Origin of the sequence: Photobacterium carnosum (assembly GCF_002849605.1) — a bacterium.
Lineage (GTDB): Bacteria > Pseudomonadota > Gammaproteobacteria > Enterobacterales > Vibrionaceae > Photobacterium > Photobacterium carnosum.
This window is the reverse complement of sequence record NZ_NPIB01000037.1, coordinates 1-14,978: the sequence shown is the minus strand read 5'-3', so window position 1 is coordinate 14,978 and position 14,978 is coordinate 1. Positions and strand designations below refer to the sequence as shown.

Genomic DNA, 14,978 nt, shown 5'->3' with positions numbered 1-14,978 from the left:
AACAAAAAAGGCTGCTGAGATTAACTCAACAGCCTTCTTATCAAATCAGATCGCGTTATTAATTAGCCATCATCTTAATGTATTTTTTCACTTTCTTCATCGCTATCTGACGCTTTAGCGGTGATAGGTAATCAATGAATAATGTACCTTTAAGATGATCGATTTCGTGTTGCATAACAATGGCAAGGAAGTCATCACGCTCAAAACGTAATTCATTGCCTTCACGATCCAATGCCGTTACAACCACAGCTTCAAAGCGCTCAACATCAGCATAATAATCAGGTACTGAAAGACAACCTTCCTGCCCCATTACTTTATTCTCGCCGCTTTCAACAACAGGGTTGATTAACACTAACGGCTGATCGCGCTCATCTGAAATATCAATAACAACAATCGCTTCTTTACGGCCAATTTGAGTAGCAGCAAGACCAACACCATTACTTGTACCGTATAGAGTTTCAAGTAAATCATCTACAAGTTGTTGAACAGATTCAGATTTAACATCAGTTACTGCTTCAGCTTGAATATTTAGTCGTGGGTCTGGTGCGGTTATTACTTGTAAAATTGCCATTTTATCTCTTACTTAATCTAGTATTTAGGTTACTTTGCGGTAACTTATCAGATTCACGTTAGGGATCACAACCCCTACATGTTTTCTGTTGATAGCGCTATTTTACCTAAAAAATGACCTTAACAACAATTGATAATAACAATTAATCTGATAAGTCATTCTAATTCAAATACTAAATCATAATAAAAATGACTGTTTTATTAATATCTCTTCATAAGATAATCACAACTATCCCTTACAATATATTTCCTTTTTTTATTTAATTTTTCATATTTCCGCTTACTTTATTCATTCTTAATCCCAAAAAAACATCATCTAATAATTCATTGTTCAATTATAAGTAAAACATGACAACTTTTAGTCTAAAAATGATACTTACCCGACAATTAATTGACAAATAACCGACTGATTTCAAGGTTTTTTGTTACACAATCACGCTTCTAATCAATAACCATTGTGATAGCATTTATTCGATCTATCATTACCATTCTTACCTCTTTCAGGGTCAAATAAATGAATAAAAAAACAACATTACTCACATTAAACGCTATTGCTCTTGCGTTAACCTCAATGAGTTTCACTGCCAATGCTGGTGAAAAAATGGTTAACCCTGAAAATGGCGTGGTTGTTGGTTATTGGCATAACTGGGCTGACGGTCGAGGTTATAAAGCAGGTAATGCTCCTGCTATGAGCCTTAAAGCCACTAACCCAATGTATAATGTGGTTGCTGTTTCTTTTATGAAAGTTTATGACACTGCCGAAGGTCGTATCCCTACTTTTCATTTAGATCCTTCAACAGGTTTAAGCGAATCACAATTTATCGACCAAATTAAGCTACTGAACGATCAAGGCCGTGCCGTTATACTGGCGCTTGGTGGTGCAGATGCGCACGTTGAACTGCAAAAAGGCGATGAAAATGCTTTTGCCGCTGAAATTATTCGTCTCACTGATGTTTATGGCTTTGATGGCCTTGATATCGATCTTGAGCAAGCGGCTATTGATGCAAAAGATAACCAAATTGTTATTCCTGCTGCATTGCGCATCGTAAAAGATCACTACCGTGAGCAAGGTAAAAACTTCCTTATCACTATGGCTCCTGAGTTCCCATACTTAACCGCTGCGGGTAAATATATTCCTTATATCACCGCTCTTGATGGTTACTACGATTGGATCAACCCTCAATTTTACAACCAAGGTGGCGACGGTGTTTACGTTGAAGGCCCAGGCTGGATTGCACAAAACAACGATACATTAAAAGAAGAGTTCATCTATTACATTGCGGATTCATTGGTTAACGGCACCCGTGGTTTTACCACTATTCCACACGACAAATTAGTGTTTGGTATTCCAACTAACATTGATGCCGCAGCAACCGGTTTTATTAAAGATCCTCAAGATCTGTTTAATGCTTTTGCACGTCTTGAAAAACAATCACAACCTCTTCGCGGTATAATGACATGGTCAATTAACTGGGATATCGGTACAGACGCATCAGGTAAAGCGTACAACAGCAGCTTTATTGAAACCTATGGTCCATTTGTTCACAGCCAAACTCCGCCTGTTGTTCAACCTGGAAAACCAACCATTGCAGGTATTACTGATGCTCGCGTTCAACATAAAACCACTTTTAACCCATTAGCAGGTGTTACTGCAACGGATAAAGAAGATGGCAATCTAACCGATTCAATCGCGGTAACGGGTAATGTTGATACTCAACGTGTTGGTGATTATGTGCTGACTTACTCAGTAACAGATTCAAATGACAACGAGACCGTATCACCACGTAAAGTCACTGTCTTTAGCGCCCTACCAACATTTGCTGGCATAGCTAATAGCGTTATCAAAGTGGGTGACATCTTTGACCCAATGGCTGGCGTTTCTGCAACAGATGCTGAAGACGGCGATTTAACAACAAACATTTCTGTTTCTGGCACAGTAAACACAGCAATTGCAGGTTCATATGAATTGATTTACCGCATTACTGATAGTGCAAACCAAACAGTAACCGTAAAACGTGTTGTGGTGGTTAACGATGGTTCTATCGTATGTACGCCAGCATGGAAAGCAGATGCAACTTATGTTGAAGGTAATGTTGTCAGCCATAACAATAAAGAGTGGCAAGCAGGTTGGTGGACACAAGGTCATGAACCGGGTACCACTGGCGAATGGGGTGTATGGCGTGAAGTTGGCGACACAGATTGTGGTGATACAGAGCAACCTGACCTTGATTTTACTGCGAGTTTAACAGGCATTAATAGCAACTACACCATCACTAATGGCACTGCAAAATTAACCCTTAATTACAGCGCAAATAAAGCAACTTCAGTACAAATCGATGTTATTGATGCAATGGGCTACCCTGTTTCAGGTGGTCAATTTACGGCTAAGGTAGATAACAGCAAAACCATTAATATGGTGCTTAATAATGTTGTTGCTGGCACATACTCATTACGTATGATCGCTGAATCAAACAATGACAATGTAGAACAACGAGCACATTTCACTTTAGAAAATAAAGGCACAATTGAGCCACCAGTCACAGATGCGCCTGCCTATGAAGCAGGTAAAGCTTATCTTGCTGGTGATAAAGTATTAGCGTCAGATGGCAATATATACCAATGTAAACCATGGCCATACACAGGTTGGTGTGCAAGTGCATCATACGCACCAGCAACAAGCCAATACTGGGCTGATGCTTGGGATAAATTATAATTATCCAAATAACTATGGGTAATTAATAATAAGCCAGCGGTAAGTAAATAACTTATTGCTGGTTTTTTTATGATGACAAAATCAACTTTTTAGCCCTGATACCAATCAATTCATCTTTTTAATAATATTTGTAACAATACCTTCCAATAATACCTTTGCATAAGATAAACATGGTTATTTTAACTATGCTTAATTAGAATACCAATTTAGCCCAGATACACGTGATACCATGAATAAAAAACCTGATCGTCAAACGGCAATGCGCCAACTTCTGACTGAGGTTAAGCAGGCATTTCCACTTTATGAACCTGAAACCTTTGTTTGTGGACCAGATAATAAATGTATTGGCTGTCCTAAGAAATTATTAGAACTAGTCGATACCGAAGTCAGTTACTGGGAACATGCGATTGAACGTGGTGTAACGCCACAATTTGATGAAATTCGCCAGTTTGGCAAGTTATGTAAAAACGTCCGCCGCGGCTTAATGCGAAATAATATAATGACCTAAGGTAGCCGTGCTATAATCCACGGCATTGTTCGTCGGCTATTACTTTAACTTTTAGAGATAGCCGTTATTTGATTTATTTATCTGAGATTCTACATGCCTTTCTCTAAGCTTGGATTAAGCGACGCTATCGTTAAAGCAGTAACCGATATGGGTTACACCACTCCTACGCCGATTCAAGAAAAAGCCATTCCGGTGGCACTAACCGGCAAAAACTTACTTGCAGCAGCACAAACAGGTACCGGTAAAACGGCTAGTTTTGTTCTTCCTATTCTGCAAATGCTTGATGATGGCCAGCAAGTGCGAGCTAAACGCGTTCGTGCATTAATTCTTGCGCCTACACGTGAACTTGCGGTTCAAGTTGAAGCAAATATTGTTCAATACAGCAAACACACCAATTTAACCTCAATGGCAATGTACGGTGGTGTTGATTACGAACCACAAAAACGTCGCCTAATTGAAGGTGTTGATATTTTAGTGGCAACACCTGGTCGTTTATTGGATATGTACACCAAACGTGCTATCCACTTTGATGCGATTGAAATTTTAGTGCTTGATGAAGCTGACCGTATGTTAGATATGGGCTTTATCGAAGATATTAATAAGATCATCGAACGTTTACCGCTTGATCGCCAAAACATGTTGTTCTCGGCAACACTATCATCTCAAGTGCGTCTTCTTGCTAAAACAGCTGTTCGTAATCCTGTTGAAATTAGCGTTGCTAAAGATGAAGCATCACAACCTAAAATTGACCAATGTTTGATCACTGTTGATAAAGACATGAAATCTTCTCTATTGAGCCATTTAATTAATGAGCAACAATGGGATCAAGCGTTAATCTTTATTGAAACTAAACACGGCGCAGCTAAGTTAGTAAGCCAACTTGAAAAACGTGGTATTGCCGCAGAAGCAATCCACAGTGGTCGTAGCCAAGGTTCTCGTGCACAAGTATTAGAAGATTTTAAAGCAGGTAAAGTAAAATACTTAATCGCGACAGGCGTTGCTGCTCGTGGTCTCGATATTGATGAGCTAACCCGCGTTGTTAACTATGATCTGCCTTTCCCTCCTGAAGAGTATGTTCACCGCATCGGTCGTACGGGTCGTGCTGGCTCTAAAGGTGAAGCGATTTCATTTGTATCACGCGATAACTTCAAAAACTTATGCATGATTGAACGTTTATTAGGTCACCTAATCGTACGTAAAGAAATTGAAGGCTTTGTACCAACCAAAGAAGTGCCTATTTCTATTTTAAACTTCAAGCCTAAATATCAAAAACCTGAAGATGATAATAGTAACGGTGACAAGCCACGTCGCAACGATAAGCCGCGTAGCAATTCACCAAGCACAGATAAACCAAAGGCAAAGAAGCCGAGAAACCGCAAGCCAATCACTGATCGTGATACCGGCATTCCACGTGGAACGCGTAAGCCTAAATCTGTTTAATTGATATAAATCGCCATAAGATCTGTTATACAGTTTTATGGCGATATTTTCTCTCCTCCCTAAGACGGGACAGGCATATCTTTTCCAAATCCAAGCAAGACCGTTTTAATATGGGACAGCCATAACTAAAACGCTTTAATATAGGACAGCCATAACTAAAATAGGACAGCCATATCTTTCTAGCATCAAAACCACTACACACTGAAACAATAACAACCAAATACCATTTACTTCGGTTTTGAATGTGAAAAAACTAGTCTCACAACAATAAAACATCGTCTTTCCTGTTTAACAAGATCACAAAATCCCACAATAAACGATTATTGCGGTAATAAGTTTCTGTAATTACAAAAATGAATTTAGTGAGGGTGTAATCTTTGACTCGCTACCTTACCTTTACACCAACGGCCACCAAAATGCTGTTGAAACGAACACATTCGCGACCATTTACCACTCACATGAGTATAGTGCTCCATAAAGTCATTACTATTATCTAACCACGCTTCTGCATTAACCCCCATTTGTTGTAACAGTTTAGGTTGAGTGGCAGGAATAAAGCCTTTTTTGTCATCGCGAATACTACGTCCAGTCCAATCAATCAGCTCTAAATAATCAACAAAATCAAACTGAATCCCTGCCTGTTTAGCCTGATGCTCAGCGCCAACAAAAGGTAATAATCCAATTTTAGAGCGCTTAATTGATGATGAATTTAAGGTTGATTTTTTTGCTATAGACGTTTGATTGCATTCTGCTATTCGCTGTTGAATTGAAGTAAAATCAGAGTCTTGTAACGATGTTGTAAGTCCGGCTCGAATCGGATTTAAATCAACATACATCATGCAAGAAAGTAATGCTTGTTCATCTAACAACGCTTGAGATTTAAAACGCCCTTCCCAAAAAGCACCAGTACAATCATCTTCTTTATTGGCTTTACGAGCGATTTCTTCATTTAAACAGCGCATAAACCAACTAATACTGCCTAATCGTGACTGCCATTCTGCAACCAATGTTGATAACGCTTGTTTCTTATCTGCACCAACATTGCCATTATTAACAAAATCTACCGCAATAGGATGACCATTAAACAGCTGTAACCAACGGGAAATGACCTCTTGAGGTGATAATGACTGTTGCTGCTGTGTGTCAATTTTTAAGACTAAATGATAGTGGTTACTCATGACGGCATAAGCGCAAACATCAATACAAAACACCTCAGACAATTGCTTGATTTTATTCACGATCCAACCACGTCGATGTTGGTAATTTTTACCACTATACGGATCCTCACCACACAAATAAGCCCGCCTGACACAGCGATTAATAATATGATAATACGGAGTAATTTGAGGTTCGATCAATTTACGTCTTGAGACAGTCATTTCTTCCACCATAAGCAACTTGAAGCTTAAGTGTAGTAGCTTATCGAAAGTCTGCAATGATTTGGCTGTCCCGTTTTTTGTTCGGTATTAAAAGGTATGGCTGTCCTTACTATTTTAATAAGAGCGCTAACTGAACGGCTTCGAGCGCATGAATTTCAGTGGTGTCATATAACGGAATGTTGGTATGTTGCTGTTGAACCAATAACGCTATTTCTGTGCAACCTAAAATCACAGCTTCAGCACCACTTTTATATAATTCATTGATAATATTTAAATATTTTTCTCTAGATGTTGCGGTAATAATTCCTCTACAAAGCTCATCGTAAATGATGTTATGAGCAATAGTTTGGCTATCAGCGTTTGGTACAATAACTTCAATTTCAAACTTATCCGTTAACCGACTTTTATAGAAATCTTGTTCCATTGTAAAACGTGTACCCAATAGCCCAACTTTTTTAACGCCATCACTGACTAATTTTTTCGCCGTTGCGTCTGCAATATGAAGAATAGGAATCGATATCTCGGCTTCAATTTCTGAAGCAACTTTATGCATAGTATTAGTACAGATAATTAAAAAATCAGCACCGCCAGCCTCTACCGCTTTTGCTGCCTGTGTAAGAATAACAGCCGTTTCATTCCACCGCCCTTGATGCTGTAATTTTTCAATTTCTTCAAAGTTTACACTGTATAAACAAATTTTTGCAGAACTAAGCCCGCCGAGTTCAGCTTTTATACCTTCATTAATAGCTTTGTAGTAACTTGCCGTCGATTCCCAACTCATACCACCTAACATTCCGATTGTTTTCATACTGCACTCCATATTTTAAAAATGGTATAGAACTGTTATGGCTATCCTACCTTTATGCCGACGTATACTCATATAAATTGTTTTGAGAACCGTACAACGCCATTGTTCCTTTAAGCTCAAACCCTATTTTTTGTAATAACCGATTAGAGCCTTCATTATCAAGTAATGTAACCGCTAAAACTGTGTTTAAAGAGTGAGCTTTCATTCCGACATTAAGCACAGAGGAAGCCGCTTCAGTTGCGTACCCTTTTTTACAAAACTCGGTCAAAAATGCATAGCCTAAGTCAGGATAATCTAATTCTTCTCTTTTTAATAAACCACAGATCCCAATCGGCGTTGCAGTCTCTTTCAGTAACACTAAATTTAATCCAAAACCATAATCACGATAACTCGCTAATGGTCCATTCGTTAAATAATTCACAGCATCTGCATGTGTTCGAACATTTTTATCTGCTATATAACGAATAAACGCTTCTTCATTTAATAACTGTATAATAAATTCAGCATCATCTAGCGTTAATTGTCTTATTATTAGTTGTTCTGTTTCAGATATTAGTTTCATCAAATAAGTTCCTAAAAATAGTAATACTGTTCAAACGTCTTCTTTACAAACCAATTATTTTGGGTTTAATTGTAACAAATCCCACTTAGTGCCATATAAGTCTTTAAACACGACAACCGTACCGTATTCTTCTACACGCGGCTCTTCTGTAAATTCAACACCTTGCGCTTGCATAAACTTATAGTCACGCCAGAAATCATTCGTTTGAAGAAATAGGAAGACACGACCACCCGCTTGATGACCAACAGACTTTAATTGCTCATCATTACTTGCTTGTGCGAGAAGTAAATTAGTTCCTGTAGAGTTTGGTGGCGAAATTTGAACCCAACGTTTACCACCGCCTAAATCTGTGTCTTCGATAAGCTCGAATTGCAGTTTCTTAGTATAAAAATCAATCGCATCATCATAGTTTTCAACAACTAAAGCAATATTACCAATTCTTTGTTCAACAGACTTATTCATAATATTTTCACCACGATTTTAAAACAGAATTCTACCTGATTTCAAACATAAACTCATTGATCATCTAGAAATAGAAGATGGATATGAAATAAAAAATAAGGCATATAGATAATGATGAATCATATGTCTTTAAGAAAACATATATTGATAGTTAAAAAATCATATAGATACATTTTTTCTGTAAATAAGTACCGATAATTCGACACATATATTATCGATTAAGTTTTAATAATTATTTTTTAACAGAAATAGTCTCATCAACCTCATAATCATTTAAAGAAGGATTAGAGCTGATATTCAACTCAACTAACGGATTCCCAGTTGCCCATAATGCTCTTAATCTAGGATTATGGCTAATATCTAACTTAGTGATTTTATTATCTGTAATATATAATTTTGTTAATTTGAGACAACTGGTTATCAGTTAACCCCGCTTGAATTAATTCAAGATTGTGGCTAAAGTCCATCTTTTTTAAATTATTCTCTTTTGCCCACAAATACATTAATTTAGTATTTTCTGATAAATTAATATCTTCAATTTTATTAGAAACGATGCTCAAATCTGTTAATTGTAGATTTTTTGTAAGATCTAACTTAGAAATATGGTTAAAAGAAACATTCAACTCAGTAAGTTTAGGATTATTATTCAAATTCAAGTTAGCTAGATTTGATTTAGTTATAGATACCGATGTTAGCTCAGTATTTTTACTCAAATCTATGTTCGTCAATTGTGCTCCTGATAACCATAACTCCTTGAGAGCAGGAAAATAACTAACTTCATTTGCATGATCTATATTTACCTGACGACACACTAGTTTAGTTATATTTTTCGGATTTGTGATTTTTTGTGCTAAAACACAGCTCTTAAAATTATTATCTTCAAATTTAATATTGTTAACATCCAGCATCTCACCTGAAAATGCATTTAAAGATACGACTAACCCACATGTAGCCACTGTAATAGTTGTTTATAACTGCTCATTTTATACTCTTTATGAAAGAAACCTATATTTATAACAAATGTGAATATTTTATGGCGTAGAAAATACAACACTAATAATCATAAAAAACATTCACAACTAAGCGATACCATAATATTAATATATTTATTATCATGATCAATCACAAGCTAAATATTACTTTCTTACCTTAAAAAATACAATAAAAACATAACGTTGCATTTACAACATCACTTAATTATTCTAACTATTCATTTCGCCATCTCATGAAATCATCAATCCTATATTACTAATGCATCTTAATGATTGTTAGAGTAATAATAGAAAAACCATATTTATACTCACGGTAAATAGACACCTTATCGCCCTCACAGACATTCACTGTAGAGAATGATGATTATCAAGTCAGATAATCGTATTAATATTATCTATTTTTTGAAATACAAAGTTGTGGGTGTCCTATGTTTATTAAGACAGGTGTCACCTGCATGATACATATCCTTATCTGTTATATTTTTTATGCCATATATTTTTTTATACCCGGCCAATTTTGTCTGTCTTGGAAATCATTAACCTTATGCCCACTATTGCCTCCAAACTCTTCCTTTACTTCATTTAAAAGCATTTCACACCATAAAAAGGTTTGTTCTGGCTCTCCTAAACAGTTATGACGAAAAACAGATATATGAATATTCATATTTAATTCGTTCATACCTTTACGAAGCTTAGCTAATATATTAAACATTGTCTCATACGTACAATCCAGCGAAATAAAGTATAATTTTTCAGTAAGTTGAATACTTGTCTTATCATAAGGTTTTTCAGAATCAACCTCAGTTTCGATCATATCAATAAATGGAGTAATATCCTTTTCTAAATTTATCAACATAAAACATGGGTCATCATAACTATCCATACTTTTTAGATACTTACTTACCTCAGAAGGTATATTTTTTAATAACTGACTCATAATTTACTTCCTATACTAATTTTCATTTGAAATATAACGCCTGTATAACACATTTATCGCCATATAAACCCCACCAAATTTTACAGCCTTACTCACTGAAAATAAAGGAAAAGTAATAACGAAGAGTGTAGAAAATCATGCTAATGCATTTATTGAACGAATTAAAACCCATTCATCGAGCACCGTCAGAATTCACCGTAATCAATTATGAAAGTTATGGGTGTCCTATATTCTATGTTTTGACAGAACCCTTTGTACTGGCTAAAACATAACTATATAGTCAATCACTTTTGATATTCAGACACATAAATAATCAGATATAAACATAAAACAAAATATTTAAGAAATGAAAATGAAACAATGTGATATTTTTATCATTACTTTTTCTTACCTCTTATTTCACAAACTATTTGATCTAATGGGACTTACCTCACAGTAAAACTAACTCAAAGCAAATGAATATCACGTTAATAAGATCTAACTTAACGTTTAATACCACTACAACATCTACTTGCTAGGTTAAATAACTAATATGGGAAATAAATCAAGTATATTAAACCAACCGAAACCATTCAAAATGATATTTTTCATTGAATTATGGGAGCGATTTGGTTACTACGGACTTCAAGGGATCCTCGCTGTCTACTTTGTCGATAAGCTCGGCTTTAGTATGCAAGACTCTTTTGTTACTTTTGGTGCCTTTGCTGCTTTAGTATATGGACTTGTCTCTGTCGGTGGCTACGTCGGAGATTATGTTCTTGGAACTAAGCGGACGATGGTATTTGGTGCAATAGTTCTTGCACTTGGCTACTTCTTAATGGGATTTTCAATTCTTAATCCTGATTTTATCTATTTAGCTCTTGGTGCTATAGCTGTTGGTAATGGCTTATTCAAAGCAAACCCATCAAGCCTATTAGCCAAGTGTTATGAAAAAGATGATTCCCGTTTAGATGGCGCATTTACTCTTTATTATATGTCTATCAACATTGGCTCCCTTGTTTCTCTTTCTTTAAGCCCTGTTATTGCCAATAATTACGGTTATGAATATGCCTTTCTTCTTTGTGGTTTAGGATTAATCGCTAGCCTATTTAGCTACTTTTATCTTCGTAGCACAGTGCAAGGGATAGGTTCAGAACCGGATTCTCAACCACTAAATAAAACTAAAGCCTTAATTGTACTAATTGGAACTATTGCCTCTACTTTAATTTGTGCATGGTTACTGCAAAATATTATGATGGCTAACTTGGCTCTTGGTGCGATTGGTATCGGGGTTGTTGGCTTTTTCTTAAAAGAAACGTTTAAAGAAACGGGCGAACAACGTAACAAAATGATCGTTGCCTTTATCCTTATGCTGCAAGCCATTATTTTCTACGTGTTATACGCACAAATGCCAACGTCATTAAACTTCTTTGCTATTAATAACGTTCATACTGAATTATTTGGTATCAATATTAACCCAGTTAGTTTACAAGCACTAAACCCATTTTGGGTTGTATTTTGTAGCCCTATCTTGGCTTACTTATATACATATTATGGAAATAAAAATAAAGACTTATCCATGCCCGGTAAATTTACGGTTGGTATGTTTATGAGCGCATTCGGTTTTTTATCAATAGCAGCTGCGGGAAACTGGTTTGCAGACCAAGCAGGTATGGTCTCTATTTGGTGGATGGTTTTAGTTTATTTATTCCAAAGTTTAGGTGAACTAATGATCAGTGGTCTTGGCCTTGCGATGGTTGCTAGCTTAGTACCACAACGTTTGATGGGCTTTACTATGGGTGCATGGTTCTTAACTCAGGCGGCATCATTTATTATTGGTGGCTATGTTGCTACTTTTAGTGTGACACCAGAGCATCTTACTGATCCTCTAGATACACTGCCTGTTTACACTGAGTTATTCCAAAACATTGGTTTTATTACTCTAGCGGTTGCTATTGTAATGGCGATCACAGTACCAAAATTGAATCGCATGATGACAAATTCACAATCTGAATCTCCTGAGTTGATTAAGCAACATTAAGTTCAATCAATAAGAATCCTCTGACTTAAACACAACAGCAGAATGAAGCTTGATGCTCATTCTGCTTTTTATTATTGTTTTGTAAGCGTGTGAAGAACTACACGTTGATTTTTACATTTCAGGGTAAAACAGATTCAACATCACCAGGATTTGCACACAAAATTCTGACTGTATTTCTAACTCATTAGGCAATATATGATTAATTGCTGCAGTCGCATAGCAAGCACCACACCAATTTTAATACTCCTTACAATAGAGTATTAATGATGAATAACGAACAACAGCAACAATCAGATTATCTTTATGAACAACATGTTACCCACCTAACCTTGCAAGATAAACGTCCTGCCACTATTGATGGTTATAGTCGTGCACTTCGTCACATTAGGCACCATTGAATAAATCACCTGATACGTTAACCACTGATGATCTCAAGCGATACTTTGCTCAACTGATTAAAACCCATTCATGGAACACCGTCAGAATTGATCGTAGTGGATTGCAAAAGTTATGGGTGTCCTATGTTTTTACGATGAATAACGAACAACAGCAACGATCAGATTATCTTTATGAAGAACATGTTACCCACCTAACCTTACAAGGTAAACGTCCAGCCACTATTGATGCTTATAGTCGTGCACTTCCTCGTATTACTCACCATTTGGATAAATCACCTGATACGTTAACCACTGAAGATCTAAAACGATACTTTGCTCAGCGGATTAAAACCTATTCATGGAGCACCTTCAGAATTGATCGTAATGGATTACGAAAGTTATGGGTGTCCTATGTTTTGCGGGGATTTTTCGACCCAGATAAAAACGTAAAATAATAAGGATAATGGCATTAGCGCGTAATAATTAAAGAGGATCTGATTATAAATCAATAGATTAAATTGATTGGTTCACGCCAAGGATAACGCTCGACTTCTTTTCAATATCACCTTTCATGACATTCCCAATATTTACTTATATAAAGCCGTCCGGGCTTGTCCAACACTTCGGATAGGTGTCGGCTGCGCGACACATATCCTTATTTGTTATATCTTAGTGTTACATAAGAATCATGAGATCTTTTAAGGCATCTAGTACAATCTTTCTTTCATGAGTAGTTCCACTTGCTATAAAAGAAGTCATTAGCACAATAAGAATTTCGTCATCAACGAAGTCTTCTTCAAATCCAAATTGATGGAAAAATCGATTTAATTTACACGCAGATATCGTAAACTGCCCTTTAGGCGTCCTATCAACATAAACCTTTCCTCGCTTTATTATATGAGTTTGGTAGTTGTCAAAATGAGGGTGAACTATTTTAAATGCTGAAGAAGCACGAGGATACCTAACTCTGGCATTAGGATTATTAATCGTCTCAGGCATCTCATTTAAGACTTCTTGATCACGCTTAATCGTGTTGCAGTCCGCACAAATAACACACAAATTTTTAGGTTCAAAAATAAACTGTCTATGCAACGATTTAGGTGCGATATGCTCTACTTGAGCATTTGCAGCTGAGACAAAGGAAACCTCATTAAAACAGAAAGCACATTTTCCTATTTGCTTACTTCTATAAAAACGACGAAGTGACGATCTAACATCTTGAAGGTCATCATTCCCCCAGTCAGTGTGTAGAAAGCTATCATCAGCTAGTTTCTGACTTACTAATTCTTGCTGCTCTCTAGTAAAGTTAAACTCTTCGTTAATTAGAGGCATAGAAACTCATAACCTCTTTAATTGTAATTATTAGTTCTAGAACTGCATCGTCTTCTCTGAGTTCAGGTATAAAATTCAATAGTTGTTTTAACTTATCTTCGTCTTCCGAAGAAATAAACTTTTGCTTTTTAATTTTCGACAATAATGAAAATGCCAACCTAGTTATATATTCATTCTTCGCACCAGGAGCATCAAATAATTCAGCAAGTTGAAAATCAGAAGATTGAGATGCAAACTTGTGAGCGTTATACACTTCCCCTCTAGTAATTGAAGTAATAAAACAAGAAGAGTAGTTTAAGTTAGATACAATCTGCGGTGAGTGTGTCGCGATAATAAATTGGCAACCTTTGTAATTTGAAAAAACTTCAATTAATAAGCTTGTGAATTTCTCTTGCCATTTTGGGTGTAAACTTATTTCTGGCTCATCAATTAGAATTATTGAATGATCATTAATATGTCCAGCAATACCAAGCATCATAACTAACATACACTGCTCACCAGAACTTGCTCGTCGAAGAGACATAGTTCCAAATTCATGTTTATAAAGTTTAACATCCATTAGCCGTATAATATTATTTTTTAATAAAATCGATATTGATTTCATTAAAATATCATCTGTAAAGTACTCCTTGTTAAAGAAAACTCTTTTTGAAGATGAGAAATCTACTTCCATCGAGATAGTTTTCTTTTTATCTTGCAAAGATGTAAGGAATGAAATTGCATCTGCAATTTCTCTTATAGAGCTATGATCTGTTGTGGCTTAATGAACTTGTACACCTAAATAGGATAAAATACTCTTAATATCAAAATGGTGTACATAATGAAAAAAGCTCGAACAACTTATTCAGTCGCATTCAAACACGATGCTGCTAATTTAG

General features: G+C 36.1%; 14 protein-coding genes and 1 pseudogene. 6 read left to right on the top strand and 9 right to left on the bottom strand.

The genetic code is table 11. From position 1 onward, the window contains the following. Positions 1–58: 58 nt before the first annotated feature. The gene (def, locus tag CIK00_RS19885) at positions 59–571 is read right to left on the bottom strand and encodes a peptide deformylase (protein ID WP_101770291.1); all 513 of its coding nucleotides are present in this window, start codon (positions 569–571) and stop codon (positions 59–61) included. Between the two features lie 513 nt (positions 572–1,084). Between def and CIK00_RS19880 the strand changes: the two genes are divergently transcribed. The 3 genes from CIK00_RS19880 (at position 1,085) to CIK00_RS19870 (ending at position 5,231) form a co-directional block, all read left to right on the top strand. Beyond that, positions 1,085–3,283 carry an immunoglobulin-like domain-containing protein gene (locus tag CIK00_RS19880; protein WP_101770290.1) on the top strand — a complete coding sequence of 733 codons (2,199 nt, stop codon included), beginning with the start codon at positions 1,085–1,087 and terminating at the stop codon, positions 3,281–3,283. A gap of 229 nt (positions 3,284–3,512) precedes the next feature. Next, a complete protein-coding gene (locus tag CIK00_RS19875; RefSeq protein WP_045038647.1) occupies positions 3,513–3,791 on the top strand; it encodes a hypothetical protein in 279 nt (92 codons plus the stop codon). Between the two features lie 93 nt (positions 3,792–3,884). After that, positions 3,885–5,231, top strand: a complete 1,347-nt coding sequence (locus CIK00_RS19870; protein ID WP_045039615.1) for a DEAD/DEAH box helicase — start codon at positions 3,885–3,887, stop codon at positions 5,229–5,231. Positions 5,232–5,590: 359 nt separating this feature from the next. On the opposite strand, the gene CIK00_RS19865 is transcribed toward CIK00_RS19870, so the two are convergent. From CIK00_RS19865 to CIK00_RS19840, 6 genes are all read right to left on the bottom strand, one after another. Continuing rightward, entirely contained in the window at positions 5,591–6,610 is a 1,020-nt protein-coding gene (locus tag CIK00_RS19865; protein ID WP_101770289.1) for a transposase, read from the bottom strand. A gap of 109 nt (positions 6,611–6,719) precedes the next feature. Further along, positions 6,720–7,418 (bottom strand): aspartate/glutamate racemase family protein, encoded by a 699-nt coding sequence (locus CIK00_RS19860; RefSeq protein WP_101770288.1) that lies wholly within the window; start codon positions 7,416–7,418, stop codon positions 6,720–6,722. A gap of 52 nt (positions 7,419–7,470) precedes the next feature. Then, positions 7,471–7,980 (bottom strand): GNAT family N-acetyltransferase, encoded by a 510-nt coding sequence (locus CIK00_RS19855; RefSeq protein ID WP_101770287.1) that lies wholly within the window; start codon positions 7,978–7,980, stop codon positions 7,471–7,473. A 54-nt stretch (positions 7,981–8,034) separates the two neighbouring features. Further along, positions 8,035–8,442 (bottom strand): VOC family protein, encoded by a 408-nt coding sequence (locus CIK00_RS19850; protein WP_101770286.1) that lies wholly within the window; start codon positions 8,440–8,442, stop codon positions 8,035–8,037. 377 nt (positions 8,443–8,819) lie between these two features. Further along, a complete protein-coding gene (locus CIK00_RS19845; RefSeq protein ID WP_233426582.1) occupies positions 8,820–9,398 on the bottom strand; it encodes a leucine-rich repeat domain-containing protein in 579 nt (192 codons plus the stop codon). 520 nt (positions 9,399–9,918) lie between these two features. After that, positions 9,919–10,371, bottom strand: coding sequence for a hypothetical protein (locus tag CIK00_RS19840; protein WP_101770285.1), 453 nt, complete (start codon positions 10,369–10,371; stop codon positions 9,919–9,921). 532 nt (positions 10,372–10,903) lie between these two features. On the opposite strand from CIK00_RS19840, the gene CIK00_RS19835 reads away from it, so the two are divergent. The 3 genes and pseudogenes from CIK00_RS19835 to CIK00_RS19825 form a co-directional block, all read left to right on the top strand. Further along, entirely contained in the window at positions 10,904–12,391 is a 1,488-nt protein-coding gene (locus CIK00_RS19835; RefSeq protein WP_101770284.1) for an oligopeptide:H+ symporter, read from the top strand. Between the two features lie 263 nt (positions 12,392–12,654). Continuing rightward, complete coding sequence (locus CIK00_RS21730) at positions 12,655–12,789, top strand: hypothetical protein (protein WP_373322837.1); 135 nt, start codon at positions 12,655–12,657, stop codon at positions 12,787–12,789. Positions 12,790–12,923: 134 nt separating this feature from the next. Next, a pseudogene (locus CIK00_RS19825) lies at positions 12,924–13,163 on the top strand (phage integrase N-terminal SAM-like domain-containing protein); the annotation flags it as partial. 280 nt (positions 13,164–13,443) lie between these two features. Here the strand turns inward: CIK00_RS19825 and CIK00_RS19820 are convergent. Beyond that, positions 13,444–14,100, bottom strand: a complete 657-nt coding sequence (locus CIK00_RS19820) for an HNH endonuclease (RefSeq protein WP_101770283.1) — start codon at positions 14,098–14,100, stop codon at positions 13,444–13,446. Then, positions 14,087–14,830 (bottom strand): AAA family ATPase, encoded by a 744-nt coding sequence (locus CIK00_RS19815; RefSeq protein ID WP_101770282.1) that lies wholly within the window; start codon positions 14,828–14,830, stop codon positions 14,087–14,089. Before CIK00_RS19815 ends, CIK00_RS19820 begins: the two co-directional genes overlap by 14 nt. Positions 14,831–14,978 lie beyond the last annotated feature (148 nt).

Excerpts from the sequence above, each read along its gene's own strand:
- def (WP_101770291.1), bottom strand. The coding sequence starts at position 571 with ATGGCAATTTTACAAGTAATAACCGCACCAGACCCACGACTAAATATT.
- CIK00_RS19880 (WP_101770290.1), top strand. The coding sequence starts at position 1,085 with ATGAATAAAAAAACAACATTACTCACATTAAACGCTATTGCTCTTGCG.
- CIK00_RS19875 (WP_045038647.1), top strand. The coding sequence starts at position 3,513 with ATGAATAAAAAACCTGATCGTCAAACGGCAATGCGCCAACTTCTGACT.
- CIK00_RS19870 (WP_045039615.1), top strand. The coding sequence starts at position 3,885 with ATGCCTTTCTCTAAGCTTGGATTAAGCGACGCTATCGTTAAAGCAGTA.
- CIK00_RS19865 (WP_101770289.1), bottom strand. The coding sequence starts at position 6,610 with ATGACTGTCTCAAGACGTAAATTGATCGAACCTCAAATTACTCCGTAT.
- CIK00_RS19860 (WP_101770288.1), bottom strand. The coding sequence starts at position 7,418 with ATGAAAACAATCGGAATGTTAGGTGGTATGAGTTGGGAATCGACGGCA.
- CIK00_RS19855 (WP_101770287.1), bottom strand. The coding sequence starts at position 7,980 with ATGAAACTAATATCTGAAACAGAACAACTAATAATAAGACAATTAACG.
- CIK00_RS19850 (WP_101770286.1), bottom strand. The coding sequence starts at position 8,442 with ATGAATAAGTCTGTTGAACAAAGAATTGGTAATATTGCTTTAGTTGTT.
- CIK00_RS19840 (WP_101770285.1), bottom strand. The coding sequence starts at position 10,371 with ATGAGTCAGTTATTAAAAAATATACCTTCTGAGGTAAGTAAGTATCTA.
- CIK00_RS19835 (WP_101770284.1), top strand. The coding sequence starts at position 10,904 with ATGGGAAATAAATCAAGTATATTAAACCAACCGAAACCATTCAAAATG.
- CIK00_RS21730 (WP_373322837.1), top strand. The coding sequence starts at position 12,655 with ATGATGAATAACGAACAACAGCAACAATCAGATTATCTTTATGAACAA.
- CIK00_RS19820 (WP_101770283.1), bottom strand. The coding sequence starts at position 14,100 with ATGCCTCTAATTAACGAAGAGTTTAACTTTACTAGAGAGCAGCAAGAA.